General features: G+C 29.0%; 16 protein-coding genes. 7 read left to right on the top strand and 9 right to left on the bottom strand.

The annotated features are described in order from the left end of the window. Positions 1-11: 11 nt before the first annotated feature. Together K354_RS0104735 and K354_RS0104725 are read right to left on the bottom strand one after the other, a co-directional pair. Positions 12-2291 (bottom strand): VirB4 family type IV secretion/conjugal transfer ATPase, encoded by a 2280-nt coding sequence (locus K354_RS0104735; RefSeq protein WP_024954362.1) that lies wholly within the window; start codon positions 2289-2291, stop codon positions 12-14. A 230-nt stretch (positions 2292-2521) separates the two neighbouring features. Next, positions 2522-2782: a TrbC/VirB2 family protein gene (locus K354_RS0104725; RefSeq protein WP_024954360.1), complete on the bottom strand. Its 261-nt coding sequence runs from the start codon at positions 2780-2782 to the stop codon at positions 2522-2524. 181 nt (positions 2783-2963) lie between these two features. Here K354_RS0104725 and K354_RS0104720 point away from each other — a divergent pair, with 181 nt between their 5' ends. Beyond that, entirely contained in the window at positions 2964-3152 is a 189-nt protein-coding gene (locus K354_RS0104720; RefSeq protein ID WP_024954359.1) for a hypothetical protein, read from the top strand. Between the two features lie 313 nt (positions 3153-3465). Here the strand turns inward: K354_RS0104720 and K354_RS0104715 are convergent, their stop codons facing one another. The 4 genes from K354_RS0104715 to K354_RS0104700 form a co-directional block, all read right to left on the bottom strand. Then, entirely contained in the window at positions 3466-3729 is a 264-nt protein-coding gene (locus K354_RS0104715) for a hypothetical protein (protein ID WP_024954358.1), read from the bottom strand. 53 nt (positions 3730-3782) lie between these two features. Further along, the gene (gene kdsA / locus K354_RS0104710) at positions 3783-4580 is read right to left on the bottom strand and encodes a 3-deoxy-8-phosphooctulonate synthase (protein WP_024954357.1); all 798 of its coding nucleotides are present in this window, start codon (positions 4578-4580) and stop codon (positions 3783-3785) included. Positions 4581-4644: 64 nt separating this feature from the next. Continuing rightward, positions 4645-5520, bottom strand: a complete 876-nt coding sequence (locus tag K354_RS0104705) for a DMT family transporter (protein ID WP_342665257.1) — start codon at positions 5518-5520, stop codon at positions 4645-4647. After that, positions 5513-6277 carry a DUF3108 domain-containing protein gene (locus K354_RS0104700; protein ID WP_024954355.1) on the bottom strand — a complete coding sequence of 255 codons (765 nt, stop codon included), beginning with the start codon at positions 6275-6277 and terminating at the stop codon, positions 5513-5515. The genes K354_RS0104705 and K354_RS0104700 overlap by 8 nt, the downstream gene beginning before the upstream one ends. 81 nt (positions 6278-6358) lie before the next feature. Here K354_RS0104700 and K354_RS0104695 point away from each other — a divergent pair, with 81 nt between their 5' ends. The 6 genes from K354_RS0104695 (at position 6359) to K354_RS0104670 (ending at position 11773) form a co-directional block, all read left to right on the top strand. After that, positions 6359-7435 carry a mechanosensitive ion channel family protein gene (locus tag K354_RS0104695; RefSeq protein WP_037940264.1) on the top strand — a complete coding sequence of 359 codons (1077 nt, stop codon included), beginning with the start codon at positions 6359-6361 and terminating at the stop codon, positions 7433-7435. Between the two features lie 135 nt (positions 7436-7570). After that, a complete protein-coding gene (locus K354_RS0104690) occupies positions 7571-7777 on the top strand; it encodes a heavy-metal-associated domain-containing protein (protein ID WP_024954353.1) in 207 nt (68 codons plus the stop codon). Then, positions 7770-8132 (top strand): ArsR/SmtB family transcription factor, encoded by a 363-nt coding sequence (locus K354_RS0104685; RefSeq protein ID WP_024954352.1) that lies wholly within the window; start codon positions 7770-7772, stop codon positions 8130-8132. The genes K354_RS0104690 and K354_RS0104685 overlap by 8 nt, the downstream gene beginning before the upstream one ends. Beyond that, a complete protein-coding gene (locus K354_RS0104680) occupies positions 8114-10288 on the top strand; it encodes a heavy metal translocating P-type ATPase (protein ID WP_024954351.1) in 2175 nt (724 codons plus the stop codon). The genes K354_RS0104685 and K354_RS0104680 overlap by 19 nt, the downstream gene beginning before the upstream one ends. Positions 10289-10383: 95 nt before the next feature. Next, positions 10384-10626 carry a helix-turn-helix domain-containing protein gene (locus K354_RS0104675; protein ID WP_024954350.1) on the top strand — a complete coding sequence of 81 codons (243 nt, stop codon included), beginning with the start codon at positions 10384-10386 and terminating at the stop codon, positions 10624-10626. After that, the gene (locus tag K354_RS0104670) at positions 10616-11773 is read left to right on the top strand and encodes a type II toxin-antitoxin system HipA family toxin (protein ID WP_024954349.1); all 1158 of its coding nucleotides are present in this window, start codon (positions 10616-10618) and stop codon (positions 11771-11773) included. Before K354_RS0104675 ends, K354_RS0104670 begins: the two co-directional genes overlap by 11 nt. A 73-nt stretch (positions 11774-11846) precedes the next feature. Here the strand turns inward: K354_RS0104670 and K354_RS0104665 are convergent, their stop codons facing one another. Genes K354_RS0104665 through K354_RS0104655 form a run of 3 tightly spaced genes read right to left on the bottom strand, consistent with a single transcriptional unit; the run spans position 11847 to position 15379 of the window. Then, positions 11847-12794, bottom strand: coding sequence for a hypothetical protein (locus tag K354_RS0104665; RefSeq protein WP_024954348.1), 948 nt, complete (start codon positions 12792-12794; stop codon positions 11847-11849). After that, positions 12794-13945, bottom strand: a complete 1152-nt coding sequence (locus K354_RS0104660; RefSeq protein ID WP_024954347.1) for a DUF3696 domain-containing protein — start codon at positions 13943-13945, stop codon at positions 12794-12796. Before K354_RS0104660 ends, K354_RS0104665 begins: the two co-directional genes overlap by 1 nt. Beyond that, entirely contained in the window at positions 13946-15379 is a 1434-nt protein-coding gene (locus K354_RS0104655; protein ID WP_024954346.1) for a DUF262 domain-containing protein, read from the bottom strand. It abuts the gene before it with no gap. Positions 15380-15383: the final 4 nt, after the last annotated feature.

Below are 15383 nucleotides of genomic sequence, written 5' to 3'. Positions count from 1 at the left end.
CTTTATATAAGTTAGACATTTAAATATTCCTCTCTCCAATTTTCGCTATTTTTTATTAATCTTTTCATCTCTGCTACTTTGTTAGATCCAGAGTCAAAAACATTTAGGTATTTTCCAAGTCTACTTAGTGAAATATCTAAAAAGATTGCCTCTTTAGTTTTTTGATTTTTTAATAAAACTTTATGATCAGATGGATTTGTAGTTTTTAAAAAAGTTATTTCGCTATCACTTAATCCAAGTTCTGTTTTAAACTTGTTTAGTGAAGTTTGCGATTTAGTAGGAAAGATAATAAAATGAGCCATATTATCAAGAAAACTTGCTTTGTTATTTAAACTATCAAAAAAATCTAAATTCTGAACACCTGCTGTAAATATTCCGTTAGCCTTTCTTGCTTCAAGAATATACTCTAAAATTGCATGAGCTGTTTCTTGATTGTCTATTGAGTCTTTTAACTCATCATTAAAACAGAAAAATCCTTTTCCTTTTTCTTGACTTATTTTCTTTAGTTTGTAGAAAGTATAAAAACTAACCAAAGCTGCTAATTTTTCATCTTTTAAGATAGCGTCCATATTTAAAGTAGTTAATTGATTATCAAAAGATAAAAAACACTCTTCATTATCAAATATTCCATTTTTGTATTTTAAAAATCTATTTTCTAATTCATTAACTCTTTCTAAACAATCAAGGAAGTCTGAAAATGTTTTATTCCCCTCAATATGTTGATAAACTTCATCTATGGCTTCATCTATGGCTTGAGTTTCTTCAAATTCTTCTGATTTAATACCTGCCATTTGCGTTAGTAGAAGAATTAAAAAGTTTTTGTTCTCTTCGTTATAGCTCAAGCTAAAAGGATTTAGTTTAAAACTTTCGTTTATGTCTGCATAATTACCGCCTACATATTTACAAAAGTTGTGCATACCGTTTAGTTTATCAAGAGCTAAAATATTAATATTGTATTTAAGTAAGTTTGTCATTAGAAATGACATTAGGGTAGTTTTACCACTTTCAGAGTCAGCAATAAGTAAAGTATGACCTAAAGCATTATCTTTAGAACTGTTGTGAAAGTTAAAATAATATGGTGATTCACTTAATGTTTGAAATACTGTTATAGCTCCTGATCCAAAAGAGTTTTTTTGAAAACCTATTAGATCTTTTTCAAAGTAGTTAAGTACACTTATATTCTCACTTGTTTGTATTCTTTTTCTAGCATTAAGATTGTCTCTTCCTGGAAAAAAAGAAAAATATAAAGGTTTCATATTTATATTTTCTATAGTTCCAATTAAACCATATTCAGAAAGTATTGATTTTACTTTTGCACTCTTCATATTTAACTGATCTAAACTATCGCTAGTGATAAGAATAGATAAAGAGTAGTAAAGCAAAGTTTGACGATCAGTTTTTACTAGTTCTCTCATATTAATTAATTCTTCAAGAGCGATCTCTTCTGCATGATTGATTTTATAATCAAGTTTTTTTAATGCTTTTTCTTTTGACAGGTTGTTTATCTGTTCACAAAACATAAGTTCAATAGACTCACCTAAAAGTCTATGAGTAAGTTTTGAATTTATCTCGTTTGTGTCATATTCTTTGATACTGATAAATCTTGAGTACTTTTTTTGTCCGTTGTCATGTATCATGTAGTCTTTTTTAAATTCCAAATTAGAACTTATATAATGATCACGTAAAATTCCAGTCTTAGCTGTTGTTATTGTTTCTTCCATATTGCAATAACTAGCATAAAAGGATAATGCCTCATCTCCATTTAGTCTAGTTATTCCATATTCATTTAAAATTTCTTGGAAACTTGTTGCAAGATCATCTAAAGTGTTCTTGAAAAATCCCAAGTTTCCTGCTTGACCTCTTGAAGAAGTCATATTTTGTTTTTTAGACTCTAGGAAGTTTCCTATTATTTTGTTTTTTGTTACAAAAGCTATGTAGTAGCTTGTTTGGAATCCCTCAACTTCTTGTTCCCAAACTGATAATATTTCTTGTGCATGGGGATTTTTTAATTGTGAGTCTGCACCTATTTTTAATTTACTTCTTTTTTGAAAAACTGATACAGAAATCATTGGATCAATAGATTTAAAAAATGTATTTCTTAAATCTAAAAACTTATATCTTTCCTCTTGTGTAAATGCCGAATAACTTACGCCATCAATAGAAAAGATTGTAACAAGATTTTGATCTCTTGTTACAAGATTATAATTATCATATTTACCTATGATATTGTTCTCTTCTATTAAAGAGTGTAAGATTTTTTCTTTATATAAAAGGTTAAGAAAAAAATTCATTTGTACTCCTATTTTTCAAAGAAATTTGTATTATTTCCATAATATCATCATCAAAATATTCGAGTACATAAAAGAAAATATATAGTATTGCTATAATTGGAATTACAAATATAAATAACCAAGACCAAAGAGCTAGACCAATCAAAATAATAAAGGACCAAGATGTTCTTGTAATCCCTTTATATTTTTCTTTTTTTGTTAGTTCTCTTATATTAGGTGAGTGAAACATTTTAGTTTAATTGACCTGATATCCATGAAGCAGATGAAAGAATTGCCAATCCAACAATTACAGAAATCATTAATCCTTTTCCTTTCTCCATATTTCCAAATAAGTAAACAAATCCAACCACAAATAAAGCTAAAGTTGTAGCACCTCTCAGGATGTTCGAGTCTAATAATTCGGCAGCTTTATCTACAACAGTAATACCTTCTGCAAAAGAACTTGTACACACAAGTCCTAAACCTAATAAAATAAAAAGTAAATTTTTCATTTACGTTCCCCTTAAAATGTAATTTGTATTGCACATTTTTTAAAATATGCAAAAGAAATCACACATTTTAAAATATGCAAAAGAAATCACACATTTTAAAATACGATTATTGTATATATTATAAAAATTTAAGTCGAGGTTAACGTGATATAATGTTGAAAATTATTTGACTGGAGTTAGATTGAACGTAAAAGAATTAAGCAAAATTATTGGTATTCCATATACAACTATCATAGGTTGGAAAAACTCAAATGACCATAGAAAAATAATATATACAATACTTGAAACTTACCCAAAAGATAAACTCATACAAAAAGTAGAATCAATTAAAATTACTTTCGATATAAACACCAAAATCACAAAAAAATAATCCGCTTATTTATTACGCACTTTAAATAAAAGTGAAATTCTATACTAAAAAATATTTAATATAAATTAAATATTAAAAAAACTTTTATCATAAAAAAATACTTAGAGTAAAAAAACAACAATAAACCTCTATATAATCGCAACTTACTCTTATTTTGATACATCAAAACCATTTTCAAAAAGCCCAAACTATTTTTGAACTTTTACAATTTTTTCTATCTCTTCTTGTATATACTCTCTTCGTATCATATAGTTGTAATTATCATGATTTCTAAATGTAGGTGTTTTTTTGTGTTTCTATCTCATAGATTATACTAGCTACTGTTTTTACCTAATTTAAAATCTTCAAAAAGCTTGGCTAACTCTTTTTTACGTTTTTTTCTTAAATTATAAAGATTTGAAGTTGAGATACTTTTAGAGTGTAAAAGCTTTTTTGAATTACCTTCTTTATCATACGGAGCATCAAACATATTGACACCATAATCTAAAAGTAAATATCTATCATTTTCTTTTTCATCTAAAACACTATAGCCTAGGGAAGTGATTCCTAAATCGAGAGAGAGAATTTTTTTTGACATAATATACCTCTATTTTTAATATAAAAAGTATATTATGCTATATTTAGTATTATTTATTTTAAACTATTTTGTATTTTTTTAATATCTTCTATTGTTTTACTTAAATCTTCTGGGCTTAACATATTTGGTCCATCACAAAGTGCTTCACAAGGGTTATCATGAGTTTCAAAGAAAAATCCATCCACCCCAATCGCAGCTGCCCCACGTGCTAAAGGAGCTACAAACTCTCTTTTTCCTCCACTACTTCCACCAGCCATTCCTGGCATCTGTACAGAGTGAGTTGCATCAAAAACTACAGGAGCAAATTCACTCATTATCATAAAACTTCTCATATCTACTACTAAATTTCCATAGCCAAAAGTACTTCCACGCTCAGTCAACCAAACGCCATTTTCTCTAGCTACTTCTTTGCCCTCTTCTTTTATGCCACGAGTTTCTAAAACTTTTTTTACAGAGTATCTCATATCTGCTGGATTTAAAAACTGCCCTTTTTTGATATTTACTACGGCTTTTGTTTTAGCAGCTTCGACTAACAAATCAGTTTGACGACATAAAAAAGCTGGTATTTGAAGTACATCTACTACTTCACCCACTTGTCTGGCTTGATTTGGTTCATGAATATCAGTTAAAAGCTTATATCCAAACTCACTTCTCACCTCATCAAGAAGCTTTAATCCCTCATCGATTCCTGGTCCTCTAAAACTATCTATACTTGTTCTATTTGCTTTATCAAAACTCGATTTAAAATAAAAATCTATATTTGCATCTTCATGGTATTTCATCAACTGTTTTGCCACTGAAAACAGTTTTTCTCTACTTTCTATTACACAAGGTCCTGCTATGAGTATCATATCTATCCTCTATTTAAAATTGCTCTAATTATATCAAATACTCGCATAATATTGAGTAAATAAGTTAATCTTTTGCTCTCGCTACTAAAATACCACCAAGTATAACCAAGCCGATTCCACAAGCACCTAAGGCATCAGGTAAAGCATCTCCCATCATTAAACCAATCCCTAATGAGAAAATGATATTTGCGTAACTTACAGCTCCCACAACACCTGCTTTTGAAAAGCCATAGGCTTTTGTCATAAAAACTTGTGCAACAGTTGCACTTAAACCTAAACCACCTATAAAAATCCACATTTTTAAATCAGGCATTATAAAAGTTGCTTTTAAAAAGTCTACATTTAAAGCATCATTAAAAACTATAAGTAAAATTGGTCCAATAGTCCCTGTAAGCATAAAAGACAATACAATCATACGAGTATCATAAAACTTTTTCAACTCTTTTACACTTGTATAAGCCAAAGCAGCACCGACACCACTGATAAGTCCTAAAACATCTGTCAAATCAAGGCTAAGACCATTTGGTTTCATTATAAAAACAACTCCAGCAAAACCAACTAAAAGTGCTACTAGTTCTTTAAAAACAAGTTTCTCTTTTAAAAACCAAAAAGAAAGAAGTGCTGTAAACATAGGAGAAGTTCTTGAAAAAGTCATCGCATCAGCTAAAGGGATATGTGCTATGTTATAAAAAAATGCTACTAAAGCCATAAATCCCATAAATCCACGGAAAAAAAGTAAAAAAGGTTTCCCACCAACTTGTTTTACAGGCATCTTTAAAAAAGAAAGACCTACTATAATTACACCTATAACATTTCTAAAAAACACTACTTCAAGTGGATCCATATAAGCACTAAGCTCTTTTGCAAATGCACCCATAATAGCAAAACAAAATGAGGCAAAAAACATATATTTTACACCAGTATTAATACCTCTAATCAATTTTTGTTCCTCTAATATCTCCAAAGAAAATAACATCTTTTAAAACAGCATCTAAGCACAATCCATCATCTTGAAGATTGATTAAAAGTTCTCCTTTTTTACTTGCAAATATTTTATCATTTATAACTACCTTCATCATATGTCCATCTCTCCACTCTAATTCTTTTTTTATCTTTTTTTCATTTTTTAAAGGCTGGATGTCTATCCTACCATCTTTTTTATTGGCTCCAACAGCATAAAACTTTGAAGCTTTTGTAACTACCAAACTTGGCAACATCTTTTTAAAGTTAAAAAACAGCGATAACAAATCATTAGGAGCATAATAATCCCCTTTTTTTACTTCATGACTTACTTTGTCATTTCTATACCTTGTTATCTCTAGTTTTAACTCTTTTGTATCGTGTGAAAATATATACTTTTTTATATCTTTTTTGAGTATCAAACTATCTGCATTCAAAGTGACTTTTCGGCTATATCTTTGCACTGTTTTTTCATAATAATCAGGGACCAATATACCTTTTTTATCTACCTTCCCTACACTTACATACCACTCTTCTCTTTGTCCGCTTAAAGCATTTGCTAGACCTGTTGATTTTGCATGTACTGTTATTTTGTAACTATTATCATCATTTACATGTAAATTTGTTTTAGCTATACCAATCTCTCCAAATATCCCAAAAGTAACTTTATATTGAGCACTTATGTCTGTAGCAAAAAGAGAAGAAAAGATAGCAAATATCATGATTATTATTCGCATCTTGAAACCTTTACATGTAATGTATATTATTATAGAGAAATTTGTGTTAAAATTCGTTTATCTTTACAAACAAGGTTGTTTATGGAAGCTTATTTAGAATATGGTATATTTGGTTTAAAAGTTATCGATATTATTATTAGTATAGTAATTATATCTTTATCGTTTTTAGGAAAAACTATCTTTAGTAAAACTATTTTGGAAATGTTAAAAAGATTTACCAAAAAAACAAAAACTACTATTGATGATGATATGCTTGAAGTATTAGAAAGCCCTCTAAAACTCTCATTTATACTACTTGGTTTTTACATGGCAAAAGAGTGGTTAAAAATAGAAGGCATTGAACCTTTTTTAAATTCAATGATTAAATCATTTATGATCTTTATCATCTTTCTCATTTTTTATAAAGCCCTCGATAAATCTTCAAACATCGTAAAGAAATTTTCACTTAATTTTGGTAAAGAATTAAGTGCCGATATAGAAAACTTTATAATCAAAACTTTTAGAATTATTATAATCATAATCGGAGCTATGAGCATACTTAGTGAGTGGGGCATAAATGTAAGTGCTTTTGTTGCATCTTTGGGTCTTGTAGGTATGGCACTTGCACTTGCAGCAAAAGACACCGCAGCAAATCTTTTTGGATCACTTGTTATATTTACTGACCGTCCATTTAGAATAGGTGATTGGGTACTTACTCCTGATGTTGAAGGAACTGTTGAAGAGATAGGCATCCGCTCTACAAAAATCCGAACATTTGCTCAAGCTTTAGTCAATGTTCCAAATGCGGTCATAGCAAATACCGCTATTACAAACTGGTCACGTATGGGCAAAAGAAGAATCAAGATGAGACTAGGGTTAACTTACTCTACAACAACTACTCAAATGGAAAAAATATTAGAAGAGTTAAGAGCTTTACTTAAAAATCATAAAGATGTGCATCAAGATAGTATTATGGTGAATTTTGATGAATTTGAAGGCAGTTCTTTAAGTGTCTTTTGTTATTTTTTCACAACAACTACTGTTTGGAAAGAGTATTTGAATGTAAGAGAAGATATAAATCTTAAAATGATGAAAATAGTAGAACAAAATGATGCGAGTTTTGCATTTCCAAGTCAATCTATTTATTTTGAAAATCTACCTGAAAATAAAATGATTTAACACATAAGAAGAATCTTTACATGTAAAGGTTCTTCTTCCCTCTTACTTTTGATTTGACTTCTCCTTTAACATATGATAAAATCTTCATATGTAAATTATTACATATGTTTTATTCTAAATTAAAGGAAACACCCAATGAAAAAAACGTTTAAAGCAGAAAATATTAACTGCATCAACTGTTCAAACCTTATTAAAAACTCACTTGAAGATGAATTTGGTGAGATTGAAGTAAACCTAGAAACAAGCCCAAAAGAAGTTACTGTTGAAATACCAGATGAGAAAAAAGAAGCTAGATTTATCAATGAGATGGCTGATATTGGATTTGATATTTTAGATGACTGAAAATCTTATTCGCTCTTGTTGTGAAGATGTAAGCTTCATACCAGATATCAAAAAAACACTTCCAAAAGAAAAAGAATTAGTCGATATCACATGCATATATAAGGCTTTGAGTGACCCTACTAGAGTAAAAATTCTTTTTGCTCTTTTAAAGTATGAGATATGTGTGGGAGAGATGGTTAATCTACTTGAACTCCCTCAATCTCACGTTTCTCATCAACTTAAAATTCTTAGAAAATACAACATAGTTACTTACAAAAAAGATAAAAAAATGTCCTTTTACAGGATAATAAATCCTCATGTAAAAGACCTTTTACAAATAGCATTAAAGAATGTACAATGTCAAAAGAAAAAATAAATCTAAACATATCAGGCATGACTTGTGTAAACTGTTCAAATGGAATAGAACGAGTAGTAAACAAAATGGAAGGTTTAGATAACTCTAAAGTAAACTTCACTTCTAATAGTGGGGAATTTACTATAGATACCCAACTTTTAGATAAAAACCAGCTCATAACAAAAATCAAAAAGCTAGGATATGGTGTAGAAGAAGATATACAAGCTTTAGAACTTGCAAAAAAACAGAGTTATATAAAACTAAAAAACCTCTTTTTAATCTCTGCTTTTATCACTACATGTATGTTTGTTTTGATGTTTTTCCCTATCAAAGACATCAATCCTTTTATTATCTTTGCTCTGGCTTCTATTGTACAATTTTACCCTGGAGGAAGATTTTATAGTCTTGCTTTTAAAGCTATTAGTCATAAAAACTATGACATGAATGTTTTAGTTGCCCTTGGAACAAGTGCCGCTTACTTTTACTCTGCTTTTGTGGTTCTTTTGCCAGACCTCTTCCCTGAACACCTCCGTTTTGTCTACTTCGATGGAGCAAGTGTTATCATCACTTTTATACTTCTTGGTCGTCTTTTAGAAGAGAGAAGTAAAGGTAAAGCAACTGATTTTTTGAAAAACCTTATGGATTTGGCTCCTTTGAATGCCAACCTCATAGATGAAAATGCAGAGATAAAATCAGTCCTTGCAAAAGATTTACATGTAAACGATATTGTGCTGATAAAACAAGGTGAAAAAGTCTCTACTGACGCGGTTATCATCGAGGGAAAAGCTGAAATCGATACTTCTATGATAACAGGTGAGCCAATGCCTGTTTATAAAACCATAGGCGATGAAGTCATAGCAGGAACCATAAACAAAACAGGCACTTTAAAAGTAAAAGTTTTAAAACAAAGCCACGATACAACACTGTCAAAAATCATCTCTTTGTTAAACGATGCGGGAAGCAAAAAACTTCCTATTGCAAGATTTGCAGACAAAGTAGCAAATATCTTTGTTCCTACTGTCATAGCTATCTCAATCATCACGTTTTTTGCTTGGTTCTTTATCGTTGGCGATACTTTGAGTGCTATCTTGGCTTCTATCTCTGTTCTTATCATCTCTTGTCCTTGTGCGCTTGGTCTTGCTACTCCAATTGCAATAGTGAGTTCAGTGGGAAAAGGTGCGCGAGAAGGTATCCTCATAAAAAATCCTGAAATCCTAGAAATCATCAAAGATATAAAATATGCTGTTTTTGATAAAACCGGAACTCTTACAAAAGGCGAAATCTCGGTAAAAGATATGTTTATCGATGAGCAATACCTTAGCATCATTGCATCAACTGAACTTCAAAGCGAACACCCAATCAGCCAAGCCATAGTCAAGTATGCAAAACAAAAAGAGATAAAACTAGACAAAAACATACAAGACTTACAAATCCTCGCAGGACTTGGAGTGAGTGCAGACTATGAAAATCAAAAAATCCTTGTAGGAAATCTCACTCTTTTAGAGAAAAACAATATCTCTATATCTCCTCAAATATTGGAGAGTTTTGAGGGTATCTTAAAACAAGGATATGGTGCAGTACTAGCGAGTATTGACTCTGTTTGTGTTGGAGTTATCTCTTTAGAAGATAGTTTAAAAGAGGGAGCAGAGCAACTCATAACTGACTTGAAAAAGAAAAACATCGTACCAATTTTACTCACAGGAGACAACGAAACAACAGCAAAAACACTCGCAAGTAAAATAGGGATTGAACTCGTTTACGCAGAAGTTTTACCAGATGAAAAGTACAAAGTCATCAAAGACTTACAAAATGATTCTAAAGTCATGTTTGTAGGAGATGGCATAAACGACAGCGTTTCTATAAAACAAGCTGACATTGGAGTGGCACTCAATAGCGGCTCAGACATAACCAAAGATGCAGGAGATATTATCCTCATGAACAATGAACTAAACTCAGTCATGAAAAGTATCAACCTCTCAGTCAAAACCATGAAAACCATCAAACAAAACCTCTTTTGGGCATTTTTCTACAATACTCTAGGAATCCCACTAGCAGCAGGTGTACTCTACCCAATCATAGGAGTCATGCTAAGCCCAATGTACGCAGGAATTGCTATGAGCTTTAGTTCTGTGAGTGTTGTTCTAAATTCGTTAAGACTGAAGTTTGCAAAGCTCTAATTTAAAGCCTTACATGTAAGGCTTTTTTGTACAAAATATTTGACATTTATATCTTTTTTATATAAAATGTACAAAATACTATACAAAGAAGAGTTATGGATACAAAAGATTTTGGAAAATACATCTCTAAACTTAGAAAAGATAAAAAGATTACACAAGAGCAGTTAGCTAAAGATTTAAATATATCAAGAGCAACTATAAGCTCACTTGAAAATGCAACAAGCTCTGATGTTGGAATCAAAAAAGTATTGCAAATAATCGATTATCTTGGTTTTGAGCTTACATGTAAAGAAAAATCTCCTTTCCCAACTTTTGAGGAACTAAAAGATGAGAGATAGTTTACATGTAAAAGTTTCAAATGAACAAGCAGGAACTCTCACTCTAGAAAATAGTGAATATGTATTTGATTATGCTACTCATGATAAAGAGAGTTTTGTATCTTTGAGTATGCCTGTTCGCACAAAGAGTTATGTAAACAACAAACTTCATCCCATATTTGAAATGCACCTACCTGAAGGCTACCTTCTTTCTATCATAAAAAAACACTTTTCTAAGATAGCTAAAACAGATGATTTTGGTTTACTAAAACTTATGGCAAGTAGCATCAATGGAAGAGTAAATTATGCATCAGATGCAAACGCTCAAGAAAAAACACTTAGTTTAGAAAATCTACTCCATCCTGAGAGTGAACATCTCTTTGATGAACTTGTAAGTAAGTTTGCGCTTAATTCTGCTTTGAGTGGGGTGCAACCAAAAGTTTTAGCAAAAGTAAAAGACAAAGTTACCATTCCTTTACAAGAGTACATAGTAAAGTCATGGGGAGAAGAGTACCCACACTTGGCTCTAAATGAGTACTATTGTATGAGTGTTGTAAAACTTGCAGGTATAGAAGTACCAGAGTTTTTTATCTCTGACGATAATCAGCTTTTTATTATGAAAAGATTTGATGTAAAAGAAGATGGAAGCTACATTGGTTTTGAAGATATGTGTGTACTCCAAGCAAAAAGTGCAGAAGATAAATACGAAGGCTCTTATGAACAAATAGCTAAAAGTATAAAAATATTTGTCAGCCCTAAACACAAAAAAAACTCTCTTTGTAATTTCTTTAAAATGATAGTGATAAATAATCTATTGCAAAATGGAGATGCCCATTTAAAAAACTTTGGCTTAGTTTACGAAGATATAACCAACATAAAAATAGCCCCAGCTTATGATGTGGTCTGTACAACTCTTTACATTAAAAACGACATCTCAGCTCTTTATCTTCTTGGAAGTAAAAAGTGGTGGAGTAGAAAATTTTTAATTCGATTTGCTAAGGAAAGTTGTGATTTGAGTACAAAAGAAGCAAATACTCTTTTTGATGAATGCTTAAATGCAATTGACCTCGTCAAAGAAAAAATAGAAAAAAGAATAGAAAGCGAAAAATCCTTACATGTAAAGGAATTTTTGGAAAAACTTAGAGAAAAGTTTGTGGTTTTACTATAAATAATTATTAAATTAAAAAGTTTAATGTTTAAACTAGTATTTGAAAATTTTTAGCAATAATTCTTATTTTTTATTAAACTTTTTTTTCATAATGAACAAAGCAAATATGATCTATTTCTCTTTCAAAATAAACTCTGTCATCTTTTTGAATCCATGTATGCCAATTAAGATTTACTCTTTTTCCTAAAAAGTTTTTTATACCAGAATGACTTCTTTTAAGATCATCAATTCTTGTTGAAGATTCTGGAGAATAATGTTTTTGACTTATTTCTTTAAAATCAATAGCTAATGGATTTCCACCATTTTTATCTACAAAATCATTAAGCCTTTGAACTTTATTTCTAAAATCTTTAGAATAACTATTTGTATAAGAATATCTATCTTTTAACGATTCAAGACAATGATCAGTTATTTTACAGTAAGAGAAGTTTTTATTTACAAAATCTTTATATTCAAACCAATTATCTATTTTATTTAATTCATTTAACTTTTTTTCTTTTTGATATATATATAGTTTTTTTATTGTTTCAGAATAAGGTACTAAATGAAAATTAGACAATATATATTCTTTACTATCACAAGAAATATTTATTTCTTCATTTAAAAATTGTTTTTTACTACATATATTATTAATCGTTAATATAGGACTTAAATAATACAAAGCACATGATAAAAATGTATAACAAATATCAGTTTGATCAACTTTTTCTTTACAATTATCAAATGCAAGTATTTCATCTTTCTCAAAAGAAGTATCTGTATCACTACAAAAAGGCTTTATTTTTGCCAATAAAGAAATTAATGATAACCTTGTATTAGAATCAAGATTTTTAATGTATTTATATAATGAATCACCTAAAACTCTTACGTTTGATAAATTTTGATTAATTATTAAGTCAATATTCTGTTTTTTTAAATTTATAAATAATTTTCCTAAGTTATCTAAAGCCTCAATTACATCTTTTTTACTTATTTCTTCATTTGGCTGATCAAAAGCATAATGATTAATAAATAAATACATTACATTAAATCCATTAAATCATTTTCATATTGATCAAAAAATCCTTTTGGCCATTCACTTAAATTACCATTTTTATCTATATTAATTTCTCGTATAGTATTTTGGCCTAATTTTTCGCCTTGTTCAAAGAAATTAAAAAGTACATTATTATTATCTATTGTTTTCTTTTTTATAGCTATTCTTATACCATTAATTATATGATCACTATGTGTCTCCAGAATAATTTTTAAACCTGCATTTGCCATTTCTGATAAAAATATCCCTAATCTTGATTGTGCTGATGGATGTAAATGAGCTTCAGGATTTTCTATTAAAATTGTTCCAATATTACTATTTAATTCTACTTCATGATGTAAATGACTCTCAGGTTCTTCAATAATGATAGTATCTGTCTCATCTAATACTTCTTTTTTATGTAACCTACTTAAACAGCTAACTATAATAGGTAAAACATAGCTAACTCCATAAGGCATATTAACAGGTGTTTTAAACCCTAGATTAGTGTCTTTTGTATTTCTGATTTTATACATAAATATATTTGCTTCATCAATTGACTTTGGTTCTATTTCAATATTTCCAAATATAAAAGACAATGTATTATTTAATGCTTCAACAAATGTTCCATTATTTATTTCTTTATTTAAAATAATACTTGTATACTCTCCAAATTTTCCAACTTTCATTTCTGAAAAATTTCCATCTGCATGATGATAATTTTTCGGCCCAAATCTATCAGCACTGATAAAGTCAAAGTTATATAAAAAACTAGTAGTTGTTTTCATAGATCTTTCTATTTCATTTGGAATTGATTTTATAATATTTAATTTATTACCTTTGGTTTGTCCTTTACATAAAAGTTCCCTAGTTGCATTATCATCATTATAAAAACTAAAAGACATTGTATCGTCTTCAAAACCTGCATATAAAACTTCTCCTACTGTTCCTAATTCACAATAGTAGTCATTTAAATATAAATACTTCATATTATCTAAACTAACACTATGAATATCATAAGATTGTTTCAGTAATAATAGAACTTGAATTACTGTAGATTTTCCTGCTCCATTTGCTCCAGCAAGAATTGTCAAGTTTTTAAACTCAACTTCTGTATCTTCAAAACATTTAAAGTTCTTAATAGCTAATTTTTTCATTTAATGTCCTATTGTCTCTTTGAAAATTTTATTTACTGCTTCAAATCTCCATTTTACATGATCAGTATTATTAGTTGCCTTTGATATCCATTCAATAAAATCATCATTTTTAAATAATTCAAAAAAACTATCAAAAATTTCGTTTTTATATTTTTCAATTTCTTCTACAGTATAATTGTCTAATGCACAATTTACAGTTTCAAATAAAGGTAAACTAATAGGCCATTTTTTCTTTTCATTTAAACTAAAAAACTTTCTAAATGATTTATCATTAAAAATGATATATGATTTTTTCATATTTTCATTGAATTTTTGAGTAATTTTATCTAATTTTAACTTTTCATTCTCATCTCTATCATTAATTTTATTTAACTTTTTCATAGCCTTATCTAAAAAATCATTCATATCATTTTTTAAATAATTCTCATATCCAAATAATTTAAATGCTAAATATCTTAATATCAAAGCCCTATCAGCCATTCTTTTTTCCATTGACTTATAATTCTTTTCTGAAATTGCTTTAATAAAATCTTCATCTTTAGATAATCTTCCCAATAGTCTAGTAGATGTGCCATCATTCATAGCATGTCTAATTTCTTGTGCACTTAAATTGGTTCCCAAAGTATTAATTCTAGTAAATATATTAAAAGCAACTTTATTTGAAGTTCCTGGATATACCATATTAAACAAAAGTGTATATTCTTCTATTCTTCTTTGATATTTACGATCCAACTCCATATATTTTTTACCTTCTAATTCTGTTAAATATTCCAATTGTTTTTTACCAGTTGGTGATTTTGATAAGGCAAACGTACCTTTAATAAAATTAATTATAGTACTTAATCTTTGAAGCCCATCAATTACATTCCATTTTCTTGGATTTCGTGCATCTATATAAAAAGCAGGTATGGGAATACGTATAAGGATTGATTCAATAAGTAGGCTTTTTTGTTGTCTACTCCATACTTCATTTCTCTGAAAATCTGGATTTAAATCTATCTCTTTATATTGATGTTTTTGGTAAACTTGATGAATTGTTAGATTTGTAGGTCTAATATCAATAGAATTAATATCATATCCATCACTAACTACTTCTTCCTCTTCCTCTTCCAATGAATTTGCATTATTAAATCCACAATCTTCCTGTACCCATTCTAAAGGTATTTTTTTTAGTAAAAAATCTGAGATAACTTGTGATTGTTCATCTAAACTTTTTACATTAAATTTTTCACAATTTTTTAAAAATCTATCATAAAATTCTTTTATATCACTAAATTCAGACAAAATCTCATCTTTATAATTTAATTCTATATCTAACTTATTTAAACTTTCTGCCATAAGCGTACCAAGATTTCGACCATATAATACAATAGCTTTTGCCTTAAGTGTACTAGCTTCATTAAACTTATTTTCATATTCAGGACTTAACAGCATATAT

It is taken from the genome of Sulfurospirillum arcachonense DSM 9755 (assembly GCF_000597725.1).
Taxonomy (GTDB): domain Bacteria; phylum Campylobacterota; class Campylobacteria; order Campylobacterales; family Sulfurospirillaceae; genus Sulfurospirillum_A; species Sulfurospirillum_A arcachonense.
This window is presented reverse-complemented; position numbering and strand designations above follow the sequence as displayed.

Bases quoted from the DNA above. Each gene is read 5' to 3' on its own strand.
- K354_RS0104735 (WP_024954362.1), bottom strand. From the start codon at position 2,291: ATGAATTTTTTTCTTAACCTTTTATATAAAGAAAAAATCTTACACTCT.
- K354_RS0104725 (WP_024954360.1), bottom strand. From the start codon at position 2,782: ATGAAAAATTTACTTTTTATTTTATTAGGTTTAGGACTTGTGTGTACA.
- K354_RS0104715 (WP_024954358.1), bottom strand. From the start codon at position 3,729: ATGTCAAAAAAAATTCTCTCTCTCGATTTAGGAATCACTTCCCTAGGC.
- kdsA (WP_024954357.1), bottom strand. From the start codon at position 4,580: ATGATACTCATAGCAGGACCTTGTGTAATAGAAAGTAGAGAAAAACTG.
- K354_RS0104700 (WP_024954355.1), bottom strand. From the start codon at position 6,277: ATGCGAATAATAATCATGATATTTGCTATCTTTTCTTCTCTTTTTGCT.
- K354_RS0104695 (WP_037940264.1), top strand. From the start codon at position 6,359: ATGGAAGCTTATTTAGAATATGGTATATTTGGTTTAAAAGTTATCGAT.
- K354_RS0104690 (WP_024954353.1), top strand. From the start codon at position 7,571: ATGAAAAAAACGTTTAAAGCAGAAAATATTAACTGCATCAACTGTTCA.
- K354_RS0104685 (WP_024954352.1), top strand. From the start codon at position 7,770: ATGACTGAAAATCTTATTCGCTCTTGTTGTGAAGATGTAAGCTTCATA.
- K354_RS0104680 (WP_024954351.1), top strand. From the start codon at position 8,114: ATGTCAAAAGAAAAAATAAATCTAAACATATCAGGCATGACTTGTGTA.
- K354_RS0104675 (WP_024954350.1), top strand. From the start codon at position 10,384: ATGGATACAAAAGATTTTGGAAAATACATCTCTAAACTTAGAAAAGAT.
- K354_RS0104670 (WP_024954349.1), top strand. From the start codon at position 10,616: ATGAGAGATAGTTTACATGTAAAAGTTTCAAATGAACAAGCAGGAACT.
- K354_RS0104665 (WP_024954348.1), bottom strand. From the start codon at position 12,794: ATGTATTTATTTATTAATCATTATGCTTTTGATCAGCCAAATGAAGAA.
- K354_RS0104660 (WP_024954347.1), bottom strand. From the start codon at position 13,945: ATGAAAAAATTAGCTATTAAGAACTTTAAATGTTTTGAAGATACAGAA.
- K354_RS0104655 (WP_024954346.1), bottom strand. From the start codon at position 15,379: ATGCTGTTAAGTCCTGAATATGAAAATAAGTTTAATGAAGCTAGTACA.